The following is a 20,719-nucleotide window of genomic DNA, read 5'->3' on the forward strand; positions in this document are numbered from 1 at the left end:
GAAGAAAAACGACTACCGCGACGGCTCGACGGCCGGCACCTCGACCTGCTCGAGCACGTCCCTGACGACGGTCGCGCCGTCGACGCCCTCGATCTGCGCGTCGGTCGTCAGCACGAGCCGGTGTTGCATGACCGGAACGGCGATCCGCTTGACGTCGTCCGGGGCGACGTACTCGCGTCCCTCGATCGCCGCGCGCGCTCGGGCCGCCTCGTAGTAGCGCTGGATTCCGCGCGGCGAGATGCCGATATCGACCCGGTCGTCCGCCCGGGTCGCCCGCGCGAGGTCGACGAGGTACTCGCGGACCTCGCGGGCCATCGTGATCCGCTCGGGGACGGTCTGCAATCGACGGACGCCCTGTGTCTCGAGGACCGGCTCGACGGAGGGCATCTTGGTTTCGCGACGGCTCCGGCGCTCGATCAACTCGAGTTCGCCCTCGCGCTCGGGGTAGCCGATCGAACTCTTGACCATGAAGCGGTCGCGCTGGGCCTCGGGGAGTTCGAACGTCCCTTCCTGCTCGACGGGGTTTTGCGTCGCGATCACGAGGAACGGGTCCGGCAGGTCCCGGGTCGTCCCGTCGACGGTGACCTGACCTTCGTCCATCGCCTCGAGCAGGGCAGCCTGGGTTTTCGGCGGCGCGCGGTTGATCTCGTCCGCGAGGACGACGTTCGCGAAGACCGGGCCCTCAGTGAACTCGAACTCGCCGGTCGCCTCGTTGAACACGTGCGAGCCGGTGATGTCGCTGGGCAGCAGATCCGGCGTGAACTGGATCCGGGAGAACTCGAGGCCAAGCGCCTGCGCGACCGTGAGCGCGGTCAGGGTCTTCCCGGTTCCGGGGACATCCTCAAGGAGGACGTGGCCGCGCGCGAGCGCGGCGGTCAGGACGGTTTCGAGGAATTCGTGGTCCGTGATCACCGCGTCGCCGATCCGGTCGATCACTTCGGTGCAGGCGTCGCTGGCGGCGGCGACCGAGCGGCCCGGGTCCGGGTCTGCGTCTGCCATCGATCGTCGTTGTCGGCGCCGTCACATGAAGATACTGGCGATCCGACCGGTCGGCGGCCGGCCCGTCCCCGCCGAGCGCGAATCGAGCGGCGAGAAGCGAAGGCTTTTGCGCACCCGAGCGCCAAAACGACGATAATGACCGGAGACGATCCACTCGAGGAGTCGGCTGACTCCGAGTCCGAGTCAGGAGAACCGCTGACGGACGGAGGGGCTGCAGGCGCGGACGACGTCGCGCTCGACCCGTGGGGCTCCTCGAGCGTCTCCGACTACCGCAAGCTCTTCGAGGAGTTCGGCATCGAGGAGTTCGACGAAGTATTGGACGAGGTCCCCCACCCGCACTACCTAATGCGCCGCGGGGTCATCTTCGGCCACCGCGACTACCGCCCCGTCGCCGAGGCGCTGCGAAACGACGAGCCCGCGGCGGTGCTGTCGGGATTCATGCCGACCGGCGACCCCCACATCGGCCACAAGCTCGTCTTCGACGAGATCATCTGGCACCAGCAGCAGGGCGCCGACGCCTACGCCCTGATCGCCGACCTCGAGGCCAATTCGGCCCGCGGCATGTCCTGGGAAGAGATCGATGAGCACGCCCGGGACTACCTCCTCTCCCTGCTCGCGCTGGGCTTCGACCCCGAGGAGGGGACGCTCTACCGCCAGTCGACCAATCGCGAACTGCAGGATCTGGCCTTCGAGTTGGGCGCCGACGCCAACTTCTCCGAGTTCCAGTCGATCTACGGCTTCGACGGCGAAACCGACATCTCGCACATGCAGTCGGTCGTCACCCAGATGGCCGACATCCTCTACCCGCAACTCGAGGAGCCCAAGCCGACGGTCATCCCGGTCGGCCCCGACCAGGACCCCCACGTCCGGCTGGCCCGCGACCTCGCCGAGCGGATGCGCTTCTTCAAGGTGAGCGAAGCGTACGCCAGCTTCGAACTCGAAGACGACGAACGGGAACTTGTCGCCGACTTCTACGAGCGGCTCGACCCCGCGGACTTCGACGACGACATGCTCCGGTGTACCCACGTCGCCGAAGAACTCGAGGAGACGCCCCTCTCCGACCTCGAGGTCGACGCGAGCACTCTCGACTCCGTGCTGACGAAACTCGAGGAGGGCGGCATGGAGCCGCTTCGTCCGCGAATCCGCTTTTTCGATCGCCGCGCGACCGACGAGGCGTTCGAGGCGCTGATCGACGCGATCGACGGCGAGAAGCGCGTCTACGAAAACCACGTCGACGCCTTCGACCTCGAGCGCGACGAGGCCGAGGAACTGGCCCGCGAGATCGAGGTCGAAAACGGCGGCTACGGTTTCCAGCCGCCCTCGTCGATCTACCACCGATTCATGACCGGACTCACGGGCGGCAAGATGTCCTCCTCGATTCCCGCCTCGCACATCTCCCTGCTGGACGACCCCGAGGACGGCTACGACAAGGTCAAGGCCGCGACCACCGGCGGCCGCGAGACGGCGGAGGAACAGCGCGAGAAGGGCGGCCGCGCCGACGAGTGTCCCGTCTACGAACTCTACGCCTACCTGCTGGCCGGCGACGACGACGAGTTCGCCAAGCGCGTCTACGACGAGTGCGTCGGCGGCGAACGGCTCTGTGGCGACTGTAAGGAGCAGGCCGCCCAGCTCATGCGGGAGTTCCTCGAGGAACACCAGGAGAAACGCGAGGAGGTCAAGGAACTGCTCGAGGAAGCGGACATCGAACTCAAGTCGCCGCGGCGCCGGTAACGGCGGCGATCGGCACGCTCTCGGACTCGTTTCGCGTCTTCGTTCCTAACTTACAGGTCGTCGTCTGACGTAGTTATATAGGCCCGTTCGTGAAACCACTCGGACGAATGGCCCGCCCTCCTCGCGATTCGGACGCCCTCCTCGTCTGCGCGGACGTGCTCGGCGCGTTCGGCGTGACGGCGTCGGATATCGACCGCCGACGGAGCGGTCGGAGCGACCGAAGCGACGACCCGCTCGAGGATGCACTCGCCAATATCCTCTCCGACGGCCGGAACCGAACGGCCGTCCTCCGACAGACCGTCGCCCGGAGCGACCGCGGACTCAACTGCGCCGCGCGCTATTCGCGAGCGTCGCTCGAGCGCGAGCTAACGGCCGTCTTCGAGGCGATCGGCTGGTCGTTCGCGCTTCCGCGCGAGGGCCGCGCAAGGGGTGCGTCCCAGCGGCTGCGCCTCGAGGCGACCGACCACGGCGGCCGGCGGCGCGAGACGATGTTCGAGTACCCCGACACGCCGCTGGGCACCGACAACCTGCCCGCGGTGCTGCACGCGATCAACGAGGCGCTCCTCCCCGGGACGGACGCCCGATTCGTCCTCCTCTCCTCGGGCGTCGACCGGTGGCGGGCCGCGCTGGTCGACGAGCGCGAACTCGAGCGGCTGCGGGATCGATACGGCCCGCGGATTACGGCGGTCGAGCAGCCGTTACTGCCGGAGTACGACCTCAAGGCGTACGTGCCGGCCGACTCGGAACCGTCAGCGGCCGGTGACGACGAGCCGTGGCCTGCATGGGCGCACGACCGCGAACGTGACAGCAGATACGACGCCGACGATGAATCGACGGCGCTCGAGGGCGGGGACGACGGGATCGGTTCGCTCATCGAAGAAGCCGAAGCCGGAACCGAAACCGAGTCGGCGAGCGAGCGGAGCGACGCGACCGAAGCTCCGCCGGCCGCCGCCGGCTCCGCGTCCGAAACTCGGCAGCGAGAACCCGACACGGCGGACCCGACGACGTCCCCGCCCTCGAGGGAAGCCGACGGGTTCGAACTACGCGGATCGCCGACCGTCTCGAGAGTCAGCGACGGCGAGAATTCGTCGCGGACGACTGCTGAAACCGCCGAACGAGAGTCCGACGGCGCTCGAGCGGGCAGCACTGACGAGTCGGGATCAGCGTCGGCACCGGAGCCAGAGTCGAAATCGGAATCGGACGACGACGATGACGGCTTCGGCACGCTCTCGGGAACGACCACCACGACCCGCGTCTCGAACGATTCGTTCGGCTCCGACGTCGAGTGGGAAACCGAGAACGAACGCTACCGGGCGCTCGGCGCCGCGCTCGGCGCCGGCGGCGACGTCTCCGTCGAGGGGTTGCTCGAGGACGACGACTTCCTGCCGGAGCTGCCGGCCGTCGAACCCGAGCAACGCCGGATCGAGTTCGACGATCCGTTCGACCCCGACGCGGTTCGGGAGGCGAAGGCCGCCGCCGAGCAGTCGGGGTTCGTCTGGGTCGACTCGGGGACGCTCGAGCGGACGCGGCTCTCGAACGGCTGACCGGCCGAGGGACCGGCGCCTGCTACCAACCCGCAACGTTTTTGCTTTCCCTCTCGCATCGAACGCATATGGCATCCGAATCCCACGCCGGAGGCGTCGTCAATCAGCCCCAGCGGCCGCGATCGGGATTCGGCTTCTTCTTCCGCGCGTAGCGCGGGTCGGCGGACCCGCGGGCGTCCACACCGGTCGCCCGCGGCGAAACCGACCGTCTGCCGTCGATCGGTTCGATCGACGGTCATCGGTGTCGGATCGGAAGGCCGGCTCCGCCTGCCTCGAGACGCCGATCCGAGTCGGAACCGCTAACTGACCGCCCGTCAGCCATCCAAACAAGCGAATGCAACTTCCAGAATCACAGGTCGCGGTCCTCGAGGCCGCGAGCGCGGACGAGGCAACGTCCGTCGACGCCCTCGCCGAGGCGACCGATCTGCCCCCGGAGACCGTCACCGGCGCGGTCTTCGAACTCGAGGACGAGGGGCTGGTCGCCGTCGACGAGCGGGTCGACGAAACGATCCAACTGACCGAGGAAGGTCGAGAGTACGCCACCGACGAACTCCCCGAAGTGCGACTGTACGAGGCCGCCCTCGAGGCCGGCGCCGATTCCGAACCCGTCCAGATGGGGCAGGTCATCGGCGCGTCGGGACTCGAGGGACCGCAGGTCGACATTGCGCTCTCGAACTACGCGCGCAAGGGGTACGGGACGATCGACAGTGGCGAGATCACCGCCGATCCCGACGCCGATCCCGACGCGGACGCGGAGGCGAACGCGCTCGCGGCGCTCGAGGGAGCGGACGAGACGCCCGTGGACGCCGTGGACATCGACGGCGACACGCTCGAGCAACTCGACCGGCGCGGACTGGTCGAGATCTCCGAGACGACCGTCCGCGAGGCGACCCTGACCGAGCGAGCCGTCACCGAACTGATGGCCGGCATCGAGACCGCCGAGACGGTCGGGCAGGTCACGTCCGAACTGCTCACCAGCGGCGAGTGGGAGGACGTCGAGTTCGCCGACTACAACGTCGAGGCCGACGCCGAGCGCTTTGAGGGCGGGAACGTCCACATCCTGCGCCAGACCGCCGAGCGCGTGAAGGACGTCCTCGTGGGCATGGGCTTCCAGGAGATGCAGGGCCCGCACGTCGACGCGGACTTCTGGATCAACGACTGCCTGTTCATGCCCCAGGACCACCCCGCTCGCACGCACTGGGACCGGTTCGCCCTCGAGCAGCCGACCCACATCGACGACCTCCCCGAGAATCTCGTCGAGCGCGTCGAACGCGCCCACAAGGAGGGCGTCGGCGAGGACGGCGAGGGCTACCACTCGCCGTGGGACGAGGACTTCGCGCGGGCGCTCGCGCTGCGCGGGCACACGACGTCCCTTTCCACGCGCTATCTGTCGGGCGAGCAGATCGGCGACATCGAGCCGCCCGCCCGCTTCTTCAGCGTCGAGAAGGTCTACCGCAACGACACCCTCGACCCGACGCACCTGCTCGAGTTCTTCCAGATCGAGGGCTGGGTGATGGCCGAGGACCTCTCGGTGCGGGACCTGATGGGCACCTTCGAGGAGTTCTACGCCCAGTTCGGCATCGAGGACATCCGATTCAAGCCCCACTACAACCCGTACACGGAGCCGTCGTTCGAACTGTTCGGCACCCACCCGACCACCGGCGAACTCGTCGAGATCGGCAACTCGGGTATCTTCCGCGAGGAGATGCTCGAGCCGCTGGGCGTGGAGTGCGACGTCATGGCCTGGGGGCTCGCGCTCGAGCGCCTGCTGATGCTGATGTACGGCTTCGAGGACATCCGGGACATCCACGGCACGCTGTGTGACCTGGAACTGCTGCGCAACACGGAGGTGACCTACTGATGCCCACGGTCGACATCGACCCCGACGAACTGCGGGACCTGACCGGTCGCGAGGAGAAAGACGACGAGGAACTCAAGGAGGACCTGTTCGGGCTCGGCCTCGAGTTCGAGGGCCGCACCGAGGACGGCGAATTCGAACTCGAGTTCGCGCCCGACCGGCTCGACCGACTCTCCGTCGAGGGCGTCGCGCGCTCGCTGCGCTACCAGTACGGCGACGCCCGCGGGGTGCACGTCCCCTCGACGAACGACGCCGACTGGACCATCGAGGTCGACGAGTCGGTGCCGGACGAACGGCCCTACGTGACGGGCGCCGTGATCCGCGACGTCGACCTCGACGAGGAGGCCCTCGAGTCGCTCATCCAACTGCAGGAGAAGCTCCACGCGACGATGGGCCGCAAGCGCGCGAAGGGCGCGATCGGCATCCACGACCTGACGATGCTGAAGGGCAGCCCCGCGACGGAGGGCAACCCGACGATCGAGTACGTCGGCCTCGAGCCCGACGAGGACACGTTCGTCCCGCTGGACTCGGATCAGGAGATGACCCCCGCGGACGTCCTCGAGGAACACCAAACTGGGCAGACCTACGCTGACCTCGTCAGCGAGTACGAGCGCTATCCGGCGATCTACGACGACCTCGGGCTATTCTCGTTCCCGCCGGTCATCAACGGCCGCCGCACGGAGGTCTCGACGGACTCGCGGGACCTGTTCGTCGAGATGACCGGCACCGACCAGTGGACGATCGACAAGATGCTGAACATCGTCTGCTACGCGCTGGCGGGCCGCGGCGCGACGCTCGAGGAGGTCAAAGTCGAGTATCCGGACCACGAGATCGTCCGCCCGGACCTCTCGACGAAGACGAAGACGGTCGCCCACGACCGCATCGAGACGATTCTGGGCATCGACCTCGATCCCGAGGAAGTGATCGACCTCGCGGAGCGCTCCGGACTCGAGGCAGAAACGGACGAAAGCGAAGACGGCGATCTCGTCTACGAGGTGACGGTCCCACCCTACCGCGTCGACGTCCTCCACCCGCTCGATGTCATCGACGACCTCGGACGCGCCTACGGCTTCAACGACCTCGAGCCCCGCTACCCCGACGTCGGCACCGTCGGCGGCCGCCACGAGCGCTCCCGGCTCGAGCGCTCGGTCCGCGAACAGCTCGTCGGCCTAGGCTTCGAGGACCTGCTGAACTTCCATATGATCAACGAGGCGGAGAACTACGAGCGCCTCGAGATCGCTCCCGACGACGACGTCTACGGCGCCGCCGAGCCCGCGACGATCAAGGAGCCCTACAGCGAGGACTTCACCATGCTGCGGACGTGGGTCACGCCCTCGCTGTTGATGGTCTTAGAGCGTAACACCCACCGCGCGTACCCGCAGGACCTCGCGGAGATCGGCTTCACCGCCGAAGTCGACGAGAGCGAGAACACCGGCGTCGCCGAGCGGCGCCGCGTCGGTGCGGTCCTCGCGAGCCACGAGGCCGGCTACGAGGACGCCAAGGCCCGCCTGCAGGCGCTCTGTCGCCGCTTCGACGTCGATCTCGAGACGCCGCCGACCGAGCACCCCACCTTCATTTCGGGTCGAACTGCCAGCGTCGTCATCGACGGCGAGGAAGTGGGGGTCATCGGCGAGGTGCATCCGAAGGTACTCGTCGAGCACGACCTCGAGGTGCCCGTCGCCGGCTTCGAGTTCGATCTCGCAGCGCTGCGCTGATCAGTCTCGAGCAACGCGCTCGCCCCGTTTTGCTGTGGGTGCCGTCAGGTCTCGCGAGCGAGTGAAACGAGCGAGCGGGCCGACGACTGACCCGTAGGGGAAGGAGGAGTGCTTTTCATCGAAGCTAAGCGAAATCTTTGATTCCGCGAGGTCCGAGAGAGCTCCGCTCTCTCGAGATTTTGCCGAGCGACGACGCGCCGTGCGGCAGCTACGCTGCCGTCGGCGCGGAACGAGCGCAGCGCAAAAGTTCGGTTCTAGAACTCGTGCTCGACGTCCTCCTCGTCGGCTTTCTGGATGATGATCTTGCCGTCTCGAACACGGACGAAGACCTCGTCGCCGATATCCATGCCCGCGACTGCGAGTTCATCCTCGTGGAGGTTGAGGTGGACGTTGTGGTAGTTGCCGTCTTCGTCTTTCGCACCACTCGGACTCAGCTTCTTTTTCCGTACCATCGCGGGATTCTATGCCGAACTTCGCCGTAGGATATACTTAAGTGTTTTCGACGCTTCGACGAATGACCTTGTTACACACCGGTTCGAGAGGAAAGTGGACAAAGCGACGCCGACGCGGGCGGTTGATGCTGCGGGGACGATGCGCGCCCGTTGCACTTAAAGATACCGCCGCAGTCGGTCGATTTTGGGGGATATCTTTATGTCAGGTCGTGTGCTGAATTGACACGGAGGCGAAACCATGGTACGTGACGACGGCAAACGGAACTTTGCACTGCGTGAATCGGACGGCGAGGAGACGAGCGTCTTCTCGGGGAACACCCCGCGACAGGCGGCGCTCAAGGCGGCCCGACGGCTCGAGCCGGGCTCGAGCGAGGACGAGGCCGACCGCGTCGAACTACGGCTTCGAGAGAAGGGTACGGACAAGGTCCACATCTACGAGGGGTGGGCCTGGGAGGAGACGGCCCCCGACGACAAGCCAGACTGGATGCCCGACGAGATCACGGAGGCGAACGTCTCGAAACAGGGGATCGAACACCTCGAGGAGTGACTGCAGCCGGCGATATTTTCTCAGGAGCATCATAGTCAGAGTGCCGACCGGACAGATCGTGTCGTTTGATTCGTTAGTTTCGACGCCGTATTTCCCGACGCGTGTGCTTCGAACCTCCCCTTCAGCCGGCAAATCCCAACCTCCTAAAGGAGATTATATCCCTTAGAGCGTACGGGGGAGCGACTGTATTGTTGTATTCATCTAAGAACTAAGCTTATACGGACTCGAGCGTCCAGTGTTGATCGAGATATGAACTCGATCGTCCACCGTAGTCGCGATATAGGGCCAGATTATCCTTCAAGCACGGTGCGCGGCGAACGCGCCCAGTTCGAACTCGAGCCGGCGAAGACGGAGCCCGAGCCGGAAGCGGAGGTGGTGGCATGATCCCCGGCAAGTGGAAGAACCTGCTCCTCGCGACGGTGATGTTCAACCTCGGCTTCGTCATCTGGTTCTCCTTCGCCCCCTTCACGGGCGAGATCGCCGAGGAGTTCGGGCTCTCGGTCGCGCAACTCGGCGTCGTCTCGAGCGCGGCCGTCATCGCGGTTCCGCTCGGTCGCATCGTCATCGGGCCGCTGACCGACAAGTTCGGCGCGCCGGTGACCGCAGGCGGGACGATGGTGATCGTGGGCGCGTTCGCGATCGTCAGCGCCTTCGCACAGACCTATGAGGTGTTCACGGCCTCGCGGATCGTCGCGTCGCTGGCGGGCATCACGTTCGTCATCGGCATCCAGCACGTCTCCGAGTGGTTCGAGGAGGAGGAACTCGGGACGGCCGAAGGGATCTTCGCCGGCATCGGCAACGCCGGTGCGGGGCTGGGCGCGTACTTCACGCTGCCGCGGCTCTTCGGCGAGGGGTACGTCGGCCCGCTGTTCTCGGCGAACTGGCGCGCCGCGTTCTTCTACACCGGCGCGCTGGCCGTCGTCGTCGGCGTGTGCTACTTCGTCTTCGGGGACGCCGCCAAGAGCGAGCACAAGCGCCAGGCGACCAAAGCGAGCGTGAGCGTGAAGCAGTGGCTGTACATCGCGACCCGCTACGGCGCGGTCGTGCTCTCGGTCGCCTACGTCATGACCTTCGGCCTCGAGCTGGCGATGAACGGCTGGCTCGGCACCTACTACCGCGAGGCGTTCGGCCAGAGCGACATCGTCATCGCGGCGACGTTCGCGGCGACGTTCTCGATCGCGGCCGGCCTGCTGCGTCCGATCGGCGGCTACGTCAGCGACCTCGTCGCCCGCAAGGAGAAAGACCTCCTCCCCTGGTTCGAGGGCCGCTACCGCGAGCAGTGGACGTTCGCGACGCTCGTGTTCGTGATGTGTGCGATGTTCGGGATGACCGCGGCCGGCCTGACGGGGAACATCTACGCAGCCGTCGTCGCCGGATTTTTCGTCGGCCTGGGCTGTGCGTTCGCCGAGGGCGCGATCTTCGCGCAGGTGCCGGCGATGTTCCCCGACAGTTCTGGCAGCGTCGCCGGCGTCGTCGGCGGTATCGGCTCCTCCGGCGGGTCGATCTACCCGCTGATCTTCGCCGCGCCGTTCCTGCCGAACCTCCACCTCGGTTACGCGGTCGTCGCCGCAACGATGCTCCCGATCATCGCGCTGTCCGCGTGGGTGTTCCAGCCTCGCATCGCCGAGCAGGCGACCGAAAGCGGCTGGCTCGTCGCCGACGACGCGGCCGCCGGCAGTCCTCAAGTGGCGCCCGGAGACGACTGACGCGGATTCGGGCCGACAAGAATCCGAACGGACGGACGATCCGATCACTCCGTCGCGACCTCGAACCGAGCGCCGCCCCGTCGGCCGTCGGTTACCGAGACGTCCCAGCCGTGGGCCGACACGACCGTCTCGACGATCGACAGTCCGAGTCCGGTGCCGTTCGCGCCGGAGTACCCCTCCTCGAAGATGTGTTCGCGACGATCCGACGGCACCCCATCGCCATCGTCTTCAAACGCGAACCCGTCGTCGGTCCCTTCGACAAGGATTGTAACGCCCGCGTCGTTGTGCTCGACGGCGTTGCGCACGAGGTTCTCGAGCGCCTGCCGAAGGCGGCCCGGGTCCGCCGCGACGGTCGGCAGATCGCGCGTCTCGAGCGTCGCGTCCATCGTCTCGACGCTGCACCACGCGTCGGTCACGACCGACTCGAGGGAGACGTCGTCGACGGTACCCAGTTTCGCGCCGTCGCGGGCCAGCAGCAGGAGGTCGTCGATCATCGACTCCATGCGGTCGGCCGAGGCGGTGATGTGATCGAGCCGGCTCAGATCTTCGGTTTCGGCAACCAGATCGGCGGTACCCGCGATCACGTTCAGCGGGTTCCGGAGGTCGTGGCTGACGACGGACGCGAACCGCTCGAGGTGCTCGTTCTTCCGGACGAGTTCGCGTCGACGGTGCTTGCGCTCGATCGTGTGGCCGATCAGTTCGCCGAGCATCCGGAGCTGGCGGCACAGTTGGTCCGGCCACGACCGGCGGTGGTCCTGTCCGACGACGAGCACGCCCCGCAGCTCCCAGTCGATGACGATCGGTACTGCGAGCAGCGCCTCGAGGCCGCGCCGCTCGAGGTAGGGGTGGGTATCGCCGCCCTCGCTGCCCTCGTTCGGACCGAGATCGCCGATGAATCCGTCGGGAACGTCGATCTCGGGATGATCGGTCGTCGGCGGAATCGCGTGCGCGTCGTACTCCTGGAGTGAGTCCTCGAAGCCGGGGAACGCCGACGAGTCGATCGGCTCGACATCTGAAGCGTCCGCGGACAGAGTGCTATCCATATCAGGGACGGTATCCGAAGCAGTCGGCGCCGACTCGAGCGAATCGGTGCCCGACCGGGCGGCGTCCCAGCCGTGCGTCGGCTCGAGACGCTCCGCGCGGTCGTCGTACTCGAAGACGAGACAGCGCTCGGCGTTGAGCCGGGTGCCGATCGAGCCGAGCGCCCACTCGATCTCGACGTCGACCTCGTCCGGCGCGGCGCCCATCAGCGAGCGCGCGATCTCGAGGACGGTCTCGCCGACGTCCGAAATCGAGGCGTCGTAGACGTCGTCGATCCGGGCTCGAAGCCGCGCCGCCGGATCGGACTCCGACGCGGGTCCCGGGGCCGACGAGTCCGATCGATCGGCGCGGCAGACGACGTCGGCGACGTCGGCCCGCACCAGCGATCGAACCCGCTCGGGCTCGAGCGACGGGACGACGGGAACGACCGGCAGCGACGGCCGCGCGGCGGACACGGACTCGAGCGAGTCGGCCCACGAGCGGCCGTCGATCCGCTCGCGAAACGCGTCGGTCACGACCAGACAGTCGACGTCGGAATCGACCGCCCCGCGGAGCGCGTCGCCGTCGATCTCGGCCGCGTCGACCTCGGTGACCCGATACGGCGGCTCGAGCGCCGAGGAGAGGCGCTCGGGGCCGCTATCGACGTCGGCGTAGCGGACGTGAAACGAGCGACGACGATCCCTGTCTACTCCTGCCACTATCTCTCGACCTGCGGTTTCCGAACTATTCGCCAGAGTTCGAATATAGCTTGTGGCGGATTCGGTCTCGTGCGGGACGCGACGATCGTCACCGCGGGTCGAGCGACGCCGTGGGGCGGCGCGGTCGGTCCCGACGTTCTTTTCACCCCGTCCACACTACGGAACGCCAATGAACGCAGTGACGCTCGGACCGGAAGGGACCTACTCACATCGAGCCACGACCGCCGTCGCCGACGACGGCGCGATCGACTTCCGCCAATCGGTGACGGCGATCGTCGACGCCGTCGCCAGCGGCGAGTACGACCGCGGCGTCATCCCGATCGAGAACAGCATCGAGGGCAGCGTCACCGAGAGCCTCGACGCCCTCGCGGAGTACGACGTCGCCGTCGTCCGCGAGATCGTCACCCCGATCCGCCACGCCCTGCTCGCGCAGGGGCCGGAGTTCGACACCGTCGCCAGCCACTCCCAGGCGCTGGCCCAGTGTCGCTCCTACCTCGAGCGCGAGTACCCCGACGCCACCCTCGAGGCCGTCGCGAGCACGGCCCAGGGCGTCGAGTTCGCCCGCGAGGACCCCTCGGTCGCCGGCATCGGCCACCCCGCGAACGCCGACGGCGGGAACGGCCTCGAGGTGCTGGCCGAGGACATCCAGGACCGGGACTCGAACGCGACGCGATTCTTCGCGATCGCGCCGGCCGACGAGCGCGCCGACGGCGGCGGCAAGACCTCGCTCGTCGTCTACCCGGACGTCGACTACCCCGGCCTGCTGCTGGAACTGCTCGAGCCCTTCGCCGAGCGCGATATCAACCTCGTCCGCCTCGAGTCGCGCCCGAGCGGCCAGCGGCTGGGCGATTACGTCTTCCACATCGACATCGAGGCGGGACTGTACGAGCGCCGGACGACGGAGGCCCTCGCGGAGATCGAGGAGCTCGCGGAAGACGGCTGGGTGCGCCGGCTTGGCTCGTACGATACAGAACACGTAGTCGAATAGGACACCGCAGATCGCATAAAACGCGTTTGTACTTCCTCAGTCGCCGGGTTCCCGGTTTTCGACCGGGTCGAACGCATCGGCGGCGTCGGCACCGAACGAGAGCAGCCCGGTCGCCGACGCGTCCTCGAGTGCCTCGACGTTCCGGAGGACGAGCGCGCCGAAGCCGACCACGAGGACCACCTCGACGTAGAGGAGCACGATCAGCCCGACGAACTCGTCGACCAGTTGGAAGGCGACGATGAGCCCGTTCGCGACGAGTCCGATCCATGCGAGGGCGATCAAGTGCTTGAGTTTGTTGTACAGCAGCGACCGCTCCGGCGATCGGTCCGCCGCCGTCCGCGCGAACGGGCCGTACAACAGCGCGATGCCGACCACGAGCAGCGCGAACGGAACGAGCGTCGCGAGCGTCATGGCGATTCCGTCGAGGAAGCCGGCGAAGTACGTGACCCACACGCGCGCCAGGACGACGCCGAGCAGGCCCAGCGTCAGCCGTCGGTCGGAGCCGGCGATCGAGCCGATAACGAGCACGATCGGGACCCACATCGCCGTATAGCCCAGAAACCGGATCGGGTCCTGACCGATCCCGAGGGCCTGCTGGAGCGGGCCCGTCCCCAGGTAGACGACGGCCATCGCGCCGGCCGCCGCAGCGGCCGCGTACCCGTACCGCCGACACGCGACCGGGAGGGTGCGCGCCCAGCCGACGAATCCCAGGGTGAGCAGTCCGAGGAGGACGCCGGCGAGTTGCATCGAGTTCGCGTAGAGGAAGTCCATCACGCGCGACCACCTCCGCTCCCGTCGGCCGCCATCGGACGGGACTGCCGTTCGACCTCGAGGGCGAACTCGTCGATCAGCCCCAGCAGATCTTCGGCGCTGTCCCCGAGATCCGTCGCCGTCTGCGTGACCGAGTCGATCGTCGCACTCGTCTCCTCGGAGGCCGCGGCGGCCTGCTGGGATTTGGTGCTGGTTTCGTCGGCGACCTCGGCGACGTCGTCGACGATGATCGACAGCTCCTGGGCCGAGTCGGCCTGATCGTCGGTCGTCTCCGCGATCTGCTGGATGCTCCCGTCGACCTGCTCGATCTCGGTCGAAACCGTCTCGAGGCGCGACTCGAGGTCGTCGACGAGCGTCGCCGTCGTCTGCATGTTCGAGTCGACCGCGGAGATCTCGTCGGCCGTCGTCTGCGTGCGGTCTCTGATCGACTCGAGGGTCCCCTCGATGTCGTCGACGGCGGCCATCGTTTCCTCGGCGAGCGATTTGATCTCGTCGGCGACGACCGCGAAGCCGCTGCCGGCCTCGCCCGCCGTCGCGGCCTCGATCGACGCGTTCAGCGCGAGCAAGTTCGTCTGATCCGCGATGTCGTCGATCAGGGCGATGATCTCCTCGATCTGTTCGGTCTCCCGGGTGAGTTCCTCGGCCGTGTCGACGACCGTCTCCGTGTTCGCGGCGAGTTCGTCGATGTTCGTCGCCACTTCGGCCGCGACCTCGCGCCCCTCGTCGGTCAGCGTCGACACCTGTTCGGACTGCTCGGCGATCTCGTTGGTCGTCGACGCGACCTCCTCCGTGGCGGCGGACAGTTCGCTGACCTCGCCCGCGGCGTCGTCTAAGTCCGTCGACTGGTCGGCCGCCCCCTCGGCGATCTCCTGAACCGACTCGGCGACTTCCTGACTCGCCGTCCGAATCTGGCGACTCGAGTCGTCGAGTTCGACCGACATGGTCTCGACGGCCTCGGCTGAACGCTGTACTTCGGCGATGGTGTCGCTCATCCGGTCGAGCATCTCGTTGAACGAGGTCGCGATCGCTTCGATCGCCTCGTTATCGACCTCCGGCTCGAGCCGCCGGGTCAGGTCGCCGTCCGCACAGGCGTCCATCACCTCGGAGAAGCGCTCGGCCTCCGCGACCAACCGTTCGTTCTGCCGTTCGACTTCCGCCCGCGTCTCCTGAACCCGGGTCCGTTCTGCCTCGAGTTCCTCGGCGCGCTCTTCGGCTTCGGTCCGCGCTCGTTCGGCCCGCTTCTGTTCCTCCTCGAGCGTCTCGAGGGATTCCTCCAGGGAATCGCGCATCTGCTCGACCGACCGGTACAGCGATCCGATTTCGTCGACGCGCTCGGTCTCGAGGTCGACGTCGAACTCCCCGTCACCGATCTGCTCGGTCTTACCGGCCAGACGGCGAAGCGCCAGCGAGACGTTCCCGCCCAGCACGATGCCGAGGAGGCCGAGGTTCACGCTGAACACGACCGTGAGTCCCGTCAGCGCGGCGATCGCGCGCGTCGTCGCTTCGTCCGCCGGACCGGTAACGACGTGTCGACCGAAGAGAACCGCGAACGCGAGCGTGACGGCCAGCACGCAGCCGACTATCACGGCTATTTTCAAACTATACTGCTTCCGAATTCGATCGGGAACGAGCGTGTCGAATACCATTATATTTCCTGCCCGAACGCACCCACATCGGTGACGACGGGTTTCTGCTGTGACAAAACTGTACGGAAGGCAGATAATTGTTATCGCCGATTGGTTCGAACCCTCGAGTGGCTTCTCGGAGGATTTCAAGTCCGAACGAACATGTACTCGTTTCGAGGGCGATGTATGCGCCGACAGAAATGTAAAAACCATGTCTGTTTGGCCTCGAGACCTCGAGTACCGCAAACGGTTTTTCGAGGCCGGCCGGAGTTCGCGTATGCCCCTCGACGACGGCGACGACGCCCCGACCGTGCGCGCACCGAATCAGGACGGCGACGAGATCGCGCTCGAGTTCGACGAGCCCACGGTGCTGTACTTCTACCCGTGTGACGACACGCCCAGCTGTACGATCGAGGCGAACCAGTTCCAGCGCGAGTACGATACCTACCGAGACGCCGGCGTCGACGTCTACGGCGTCTCGACCGACGACATCGACTCCCACCGCTCGTTTTGCGAGGCCAAGGGCCTCGAGTTCGACTTGCTCGCAGACCCCGACGGCGAGATCGCAGCGGCCTTTGACGTCGACGTACAGGGTGGTGCGGCCGCACGGACGACGTTCGTCCTCGCGGACGGCGAGGTGCAGGCGGTCTACGAGCGCGTCGATCCGAACGGGCACGCGCGAGACGTTCTGCAGGACGCCCTCGAAGACGGGCTTGTGACGCTGCCGGAGTAGTCGGAGCGTCGCACGCTTCCCTATCCGCTCGTTTTGTCCTCGCAGCGCAGGCAGAATTTATCCCCCTTGAAAGCGTAGCTTCGCGTATGCGACGAAACCCGTTCGACGAACTCGAGGAGATGCTCGACCGCGTCAGCCGCCAGGTCGAGGAGGGAATGGCCAGCGGCGGACTCCAGGTGCCGGGCACCGTCCCCGTCGACGTCGCCGACACCGGCGACGAGTACGTCGTCACCGCCGACCTTCCGGGGTACGAGACCGAGGACATCGATCTGACGCTCTCGGAGGGGACCCTGCGGCTCGAGGCCAACCGCGAGAACGAACGGGAGTACGCCGAGGGCGAGTATCTGCGCCGCGAGCGGACCCGGAAGACGGCCAACCGCCGGATCCGCCTGCCGGAGCCGGTCGAGGAGGACGCCGTTTCGGCGGGCTACGAGGACGGCGTGCTGACCGTCCGGCTCCCGAAGGTCGGCGGCGGCGACGAGTCGAAGGAGATCGACATCGAATAGTCGTCGACCGCTCGACGCCGGAACTGGATCGATCGGTGACTACCCGCTGGCCACAGACCTCGGGCTAACATCGCTCGCGGAGCCCCTTGGACGCGGTGTTCCGATCGACAAAGCAGCCGCGCGTTCGTACCGCTCTCGAAACGTCACCGCTACGACTATTGTTCTCGGGTGACAGCTATTCGGTCATGGTCGAAACGAATGCGCTCGTCGTCGCAGGTGTTTGTGTCTTGATCGGCGGATTCGTCCTGTCGCAGGCCCGCTCGACCCGCAAGCGGTACGCGACGATCGACGAGGTCGACACCACGGACGACGAGCGCCTCGAGGCAGGCGGCGAAGTGACGATTCAAGGACCGGTTCGCGTCGCCGAGGCCGCGGCGCCGGCTCGGACCGGCCCGGAGCTCACAGTCGACGGCGACCCGCCAGCTCTCTGGGCGTGGCGCGTCCGTCGAAAGGGCGGCAGGGGATCGGAAGGAAGCACCCGCTGGCGGACCGTCGAGAACGGACTGGCGGTCGGCGAGTTCGCCGTCGACCGCGGCTGGGACCGCGTCCGCGTCGACGCCTCGACGCTGCCGTCCCGGCGCGACGACGCGATCGACCCGTTCGACTCGCCGCAGTTATTCCTCGACGACCCGGAGGAAGAAACCTACCTCGGCGAGCTCGACCCGATCAATCGCTTCTTCGAACGGACGGGACTGGCCAGCGAGGACGGCGCCTTGAGCGACCTCGAGTTCTCGATCAGCGTCGGCGGGAAGACCAACTGGCCCGACAAGTACCAGGCCACCGTGATCCGCGAGGGAGACGAACTGGTGGTGCGGGGCGAACTCGCCGAAACGGCCGACGGCTACGTCGTCCGGGGGACCGAGGAGACGCCGCTGGTGCTCGGCTCCGGGGACGTCGGCGAGCAGCGCGAGCAGTTGCGCTCGAAGCTTCGCCTCCAGCGGGCGGTCGGGGGCGGGTTACTCGCGCTCGGCGCGATCGTCGCAGCGATCGGCATCGTCTGAGCCCGACTACGGAGCGGTGTTACGAGCGCGTCTTCGCGGCGCGACCCTCGAGCGCTCGCTGTTGTCGGATGGAAAGCTATAGGGCGGCGACGCGCCCACACGTATATAAGCAAATGAGTGACGCGGGATACGACCACGCGGCAGTCGAACGGCGCTGGCAAGAGGCGTGGGACGAGGCGGACGTCTACCGGACGCCCGACGACGTCGACGACCCGACGTACGTCCTCGGGATGTACCCGTACCCCTCCGGCAAGCTCCACATGGGCCACGTCCGAAACTACACGATCACGGACGCGTACGCCCGCTTCCGCCGGATGCAGGGCGACGACGTCCTCCACCCGATGGGATGGGACGCCTTCGGCCTCCCCGCCGAGAACGCGGCCAAGGAACGGGACACCAACCCCCGGGACTGGACCTTCGACTGCATCGACACGATGCGCGACCAGATGGACGCGATGGGCTTCGGCTACGACTGGTCTCGTGAGGTCACCACCTGCACGCCGGAGTACTATCAGTGGAACCAGTGGCTCTTCGAACGGTTCTACGAGGAGGACCTCGTCGAGCGCCGCGACGCCGAGGTCAACTGGTGTCCCCACTGCGAGACCGTGCTGGCCGACGAGCAGGTCGAGGGCGAGGCCGAACTCTGCTGGCGCTGCGACACGCCCGTCGAGACGCGCGAACTCGAGCAGTGGTTCCTGAAGATCACCGAGTACGCGGACGAACTGCTCGAGGCGATCGACGACCTCGAGGGGTGGCCCAACTCGGTCCGGCAGATGCAGCGCAACTGGATCGGCCGCCAGTACGGGGCGGAGGTCGACTTCGAGATCGAGGGCCACGGCCCCGTCACGGCCTTCACGACCCGTCTCGACACCATCTACGGCGCGACCTTCTTCGCGCTCGCGCCGGACCACCCGATCAGCGAGGAACTCGCCGAGGACGACGAGGACGTTCGGCGGTTCATCGAGGAGGAGGCCGACCCCGACGGCGACGAGCCTAACGGCGTCGAGACGGGCCTGACCGCGACCAACCCCGTCACCGGCGACGAGATCCCGGTCTTCGTCGCGGACTTCGTCCTCTCGGACGTCGGGACCGGCGCGCTGATGGCCGTCCCCGGCCACGACGAGCGCGACCACGCGTTCGCGGAGAAACACGACCTGGACATCGTCCCGGTCATCGCGCCCGAGCCCGAGGACGGCGAGGAGCCCGAAGCCCCCGACGTCGACGAGGAAGCGTTCACCGAGGACGGCGTCCTGATCAACTCCGGCGACTACTCCGGGCTGGACAGCGAAACCGCCCGCGAGCGCCTGACCGAGGACATCGAGAGCGCCGAGGAGGCCAAGCAGTACCAGCTGCGCGACTGGGGGATCTCCCGCCAGCGCTACTGGGGGACCCCGATCCCGGTCGTCCACTGCGACGACTGCGGCCCCGTCCTCGTGCCTGAGGAGGACCTGCCCGTCGAACTGCCGGAGTTCATCAACACCACCGGCAACCCGCTGGACGCCGCCGAGGAGTGGAAGGAGACCACGTGTCCCGGGTGCGGCGGAGAGGCGACCCGCGAGACTGACACGATGGACACCTTCGTCGACTCCTCGTGGTACTTCCTACGGTACGTCTCGCCCGGCCTCGAGGACGCCCCCTTCGACCGCGAGCGGGCCAACGACTGGATGCCGGTCGACCAGTACGTCGGCGGCATCGAGCACGCCGTGATGCACCTGCTGTACTCGCGGTTCTTCACGAAGGTGCTGGCCGACTACGAGGGCTTAGAGCACCGCGAGCCCTTCGAGAACCTGCTGGCCCAGGGGATGGTCCAGCTGGAGGGCGAGAAGATGTCCAAGTCGAAGGGGAACGTCGTCTCGCCCCAGCGGATCGTCGAGGAGTACGGCGCCGACACGGCGCGGCTGTTCATGATGCAGGCCGCCCAGCCCGAGCGCGACTTCGACTGGAGCGAGGAGGGCGTCCGCTCGACGAACGCCTTCTTGGGTCGCCTGAAGGAGATGGTCGAAGAGTACGCGTCCGAGGAACCCGACGGCGAGTACGACGCCGTCGCGCGCTACGTCGAGAACGAGATCGAGGCGACGATCGCCATCGCGACCGACGAGTACGACGACCTGACCTTCAACAAGGCGCTGCGCGAGACCCAGGATCTGACTCGGACGCTGCGGCAGTACGCGAATCACGCCGAGCCCCACGCCGAGACCTACGAGCGCGGCCTCTCGGCGGTCGTCCGGCTGCTCGCGCCAGTTACGCCGCACCTCGCCGAAGAACTGTACGAGACGCTGGGCCACGACGACTTCGTCGCCAACGCCGAGTGGCCGACCGCGACCGTCGACCGCGGCCGCGTCGAGAAGCGCCGTCGCCTGGTCGAGAACACCCGCGAGGACGTCCGCGACATCATCGAGGTCGCCGGCATCGAGGACCCGCAGGGCATCGACGTCGTCGTCGCGCCCGACTGGAAGTACGACGCCCTCGAGATCGCGATCGAGAGCGACGCCGACAACCTAATCGGCGAACTGATGCAGGAGAGCCACATCCGCGAGCAGGGCGACGCCGCCGCGGACTACGGCCAGAACCTGCAGGCCGAGCGCGAGGCCCTCGAGCGGAGCCTCGAGCCCGACGAGGAACACGAGGCTCTCGAGGCCGCCGCGTGGCTGCTCGAGCGCGAGTTCGACGCGCCGGTTCGGGTGCTCCGGGCCGACGAGGCCGACGAGAGCGTCCTGAAAAACGCCGAGCCGGGTCGGCCGGCGATCGAGATCGAGGACGGAAACGAGGACTGATCGGCTCGCTGCCGCATCGCCGCTGGTACC

Annotated in this window: 16 protein-coding genes; 11 read left to right on the forward strand and 5 right to left on the reverse strand. The window is 67.1% G+C overall.

Annotated elements, in window-relative coordinates:
* Positions 1–12 precede the first annotated feature (12 nt).
* Positions 13–999, reverse strand: coding sequence for an AAA family ATPase (locus tag ACYQ26_RS01645; protein ID WP_459806545.1), 987 nt, complete (start codon positions 997–999; stop codon positions 13–15).
* 135 nt (positions 1,000–1,134) lie between these two features.
* Between ACYQ26_RS01645 and ACYQ26_RS01650 the strand changes: the two genes are divergently transcribed.
* The 4 genes from ACYQ26_RS01650 to pheT all read left to right on the forward strand — a co-directional run bounded on the left by ACYQ26_RS01650 (position 1,135) and on the right by pheT (position 7,847).
* Positions 1,135–2,730, forward strand: coding sequence for a tryptophan--tRNA ligase (locus tag ACYQ26_RS01650; RefSeq protein WP_459806546.1), 1,596 nt, complete (start codon positions 1,135–1,137; stop codon positions 2,728–2,730).
* A gap of 107 nt (positions 2,731–2,837) precedes the next feature.
* A complete protein-coding gene (locus tag ACYQ26_RS01655; RefSeq protein ID WP_459806547.1) occupies positions 2,838–4,274 on the forward strand; it encodes a hypothetical protein in 1,437 nt (478 codons plus the stop codon).
* 334 nt (positions 4,275–4,608) lie between these two features.
* Positions 4,609–6,135 carry a phenylalanine--tRNA ligase subunit alpha gene (pheS, locus tag ACYQ26_RS01660; RefSeq protein WP_459806548.1) on the forward strand — a complete coding sequence of 509 codons (1,527 nt, stop codon included), beginning with the start codon at positions 4,609–4,611 and terminating at the stop codon, positions 6,133–6,135.
* Positions 6,135–7,847 carry a phenylalanine--tRNA ligase subunit beta gene (pheT, locus tag ACYQ26_RS01665; RefSeq protein ID WP_459806549.1) on the forward strand — a complete coding sequence of 571 codons (1,713 nt, stop codon included), beginning with the start codon at positions 6,135–6,137 and terminating at the stop codon, positions 7,845–7,847. Before pheS ends, pheT begins: the two co-directional genes overlap by 1 nt.
* 254 nt (positions 7,848–8,101) lie before the next feature.
* Here the strand turns inward: pheT and ACYQ26_RS01670 are convergent, their stop codons facing one another.
* Positions 8,102–8,299: a hypothetical protein gene (locus ACYQ26_RS01670; RefSeq protein ID WP_006111025.1), complete on the reverse strand. Its 198-nt coding sequence runs from the start codon at positions 8,297–8,299 to the stop codon at positions 8,102–8,104.
* Positions 8,300–8,537: 238 nt separating this feature from the next.
* Here ACYQ26_RS01670 and ACYQ26_RS01675 point away from each other — a divergent pair, with 238 nt between their 5' ends.
* Both ACYQ26_RS01675 and ACYQ26_RS01680 read left to right on the forward strand, forming a co-directional pair.
* Positions 8,538–8,846, forward strand: a complete 309-nt coding sequence (locus ACYQ26_RS01675; RefSeq protein WP_459806550.1) for a non-histone chromosomal MC1 family protein — start codon at positions 8,538–8,540, stop codon at positions 8,844–8,846.
* 380 nt (positions 8,847–9,226) lie between these two features.
* Positions 9,227–10,552 carry an MFS transporter gene (locus ACYQ26_RS01680; RefSeq protein ID WP_459806551.1) on the forward strand — a complete coding sequence of 442 codons (1,326 nt, stop codon included), beginning with the start codon at positions 9,227–9,229 and terminating at the stop codon, positions 10,550–10,552.
* A 44-nt stretch (positions 10,553–10,596) separates the two neighbouring features.
* Here the strand turns inward: ACYQ26_RS01680 and ACYQ26_RS01685 are convergent, their stop codons facing one another.
* Positions 10,597–12,291: a sensor histidine kinase gene (locus ACYQ26_RS01685; RefSeq protein ID WP_459806552.1), complete on the reverse strand. Its 1,695-nt coding sequence runs from the start codon at positions 12,289–12,291 to the stop codon at positions 10,597–10,599.
* 169 nt (positions 12,292–12,460) lie between these two features.
* Here ACYQ26_RS01685 and pheA point away from each other — a divergent pair, with 169 nt between their 5' ends.
* Complete coding sequence (gene pheA, locus ACYQ26_RS01690; RefSeq protein ID WP_459806553.1) at positions 12,461–13,279, forward strand: prephenate dehydratase; 819 nt, start codon at positions 12,461–12,463, stop codon at positions 13,277–13,279.
* A 36-nt stretch (positions 13,280–13,315) separates the two neighbouring features.
* Here pheA and ACYQ26_RS01695 read toward each other — a convergent pair whose 3' ends face one another.
* Positions 13,316–14,050, reverse strand: coding sequence for a G protein-coupled receptor family protein (locus ACYQ26_RS01695; RefSeq protein WP_459806554.1), 735 nt, complete (start codon positions 14,048–14,050; stop codon positions 13,316–13,318).
* Complete coding sequence (locus tag ACYQ26_RS01700) at positions 14,050–15,696, reverse strand: methyl-accepting chemotaxis protein (protein ID WP_459806555.1); 1,647 nt, start codon at positions 15,694–15,696, stop codon at positions 14,050–14,052. Before ACYQ26_RS01700 ends, ACYQ26_RS01695 begins: the two co-directional genes overlap by 1 nt.
* 256 nt (positions 15,697–15,952) lie before the next feature.
* Here ACYQ26_RS01700 and ACYQ26_RS01705 point away from each other — a divergent pair, with 256 nt between their 5' ends.
* The 4 genes from ACYQ26_RS01705 (at position 15,953) to leuS (ending at position 20,689) form a co-directional block, all read left to right on the forward strand.
* Positions 15,953–16,408, forward strand: coding sequence for a peroxiredoxin (locus tag ACYQ26_RS01705; protein WP_459806556.1), 456 nt, complete (start codon positions 15,953–15,955; stop codon positions 16,406–16,408).
* A gap of 86 nt (positions 16,409–16,494) precedes the next feature.
* Positions 16,495–16,914, forward strand: coding sequence for an Hsp20/alpha crystallin family protein (locus ACYQ26_RS01710; RefSeq protein WP_459806557.1), 420 nt, complete (start codon positions 16,495–16,497; stop codon positions 16,912–16,914).
* Between the two features lie 185 nt (positions 16,915–17,099).
* Positions 17,100–17,915: a hypothetical protein gene (locus ACYQ26_RS01715; RefSeq protein ID WP_459806558.1), complete on the forward strand. Its 816-nt coding sequence runs from the start codon at positions 17,100–17,102 to the stop codon at positions 17,913–17,915.
* A gap of 113 nt (positions 17,916–18,028) precedes the next feature.
* On the forward strand, positions 18,029–20,689 hold the full coding sequence (gene leuS, locus ACYQ26_RS01720) for a leucine--tRNA ligase (RefSeq protein WP_459806559.1): 2,661 nt from the start codon (positions 18,029–18,031) through the stop codon (positions 20,687–20,689).
* The last annotated feature ends 30 nt before the right edge of the window (positions 20,690–20,719 follow it).

The sequence above is a fragment of the Halopiger thermotolerans genome (genome assembly GCF_054654555.1).

Coding starts and splice junctions, on each gene's coding strand:
- ACYQ26_RS01645 (WP_459806545.1), bottom strand. CDS start 999: ATGGCAGACGCAGACCCGGACCCGGGCCGCTCGGTCGCCGCCGCCAGC.
- ACYQ26_RS01650 (WP_459806546.1), top strand. CDS start 1,135: ATGACCGGAGACGATCCACTCGAGGAGTCGGCTGACTCCGAGTCCGAG.
- ACYQ26_RS01655 (WP_459806547.1), top strand. CDS start 2,838: ATGGCCCGCCCTCCTCGCGATTCGGACGCCCTCCTCGTCTGCGCGGAC.
- pheS (WP_459806548.1), top strand. CDS start 4,609: ATGCAACTTCCAGAATCACAGGTCGCGGTCCTCGAGGCCGCGAGCGCG.
- pheT (WP_459806549.1), top strand. CDS start 6,135: ATGCCCACGGTCGACATCGACCCCGACGAACTGCGGGACCTGACCGGT.
- ACYQ26_RS01670 (WP_006111025.1), bottom strand. CDS start 8,299: ATGGTACGGAAAAAGAAGCTGAGTCCGAGTGGTGCGAAAGACGAAGAC.
- ACYQ26_RS01675 (WP_459806550.1), top strand. CDS start 8,538: ATGGTACGTGACGACGGCAAACGGAACTTTGCACTGCGTGAATCGGAC.
- ACYQ26_RS01680 (WP_459806551.1), top strand. CDS start 9,227: ATGATCCCCGGCAAGTGGAAGAACCTGCTCCTCGCGACGGTGATGTTC.
- pheA (WP_459806553.1), top strand. CDS start 12,461: ATGAACGCAGTGACGCTCGGACCGGAAGGGACCTACTCACATCGAGCC.
- ACYQ26_RS01695 (WP_459806554.1), bottom strand. CDS start 14,050: ATGGACTTCCTCTACGCGAACTCGATGCAACTCGCCGGCGTCCTCCTC.
- ACYQ26_RS01700 (WP_459806555.1), bottom strand. CDS start 15,696: ATGGTATTCGACACGCTCGTTCCCGATCGAATTCGGAAGCAGTATAGT.
- ACYQ26_RS01705 (WP_459806556.1), top strand. CDS start 15,953: ATGCCCCTCGACGACGGCGACGACGCCCCGACCGTGCGCGCACCGAAT.
- ACYQ26_RS01710 (WP_459806557.1), top strand. CDS start 16,495: ATGCGACGAAACCCGTTCGACGAACTCGAGGAGATGCTCGACCGCGTC.
- ACYQ26_RS01715 (WP_459806558.1), top strand. CDS start 17,100: ATGGTCGAAACGAATGCGCTCGTCGTCGCAGGTGTTTGTGTCTTGATC.
- leuS (WP_459806559.1), top strand. CDS start 18,029: ATGAGTGACGCGGGATACGACCACGCGGCAGTCGAACGGCGCTGGCAA.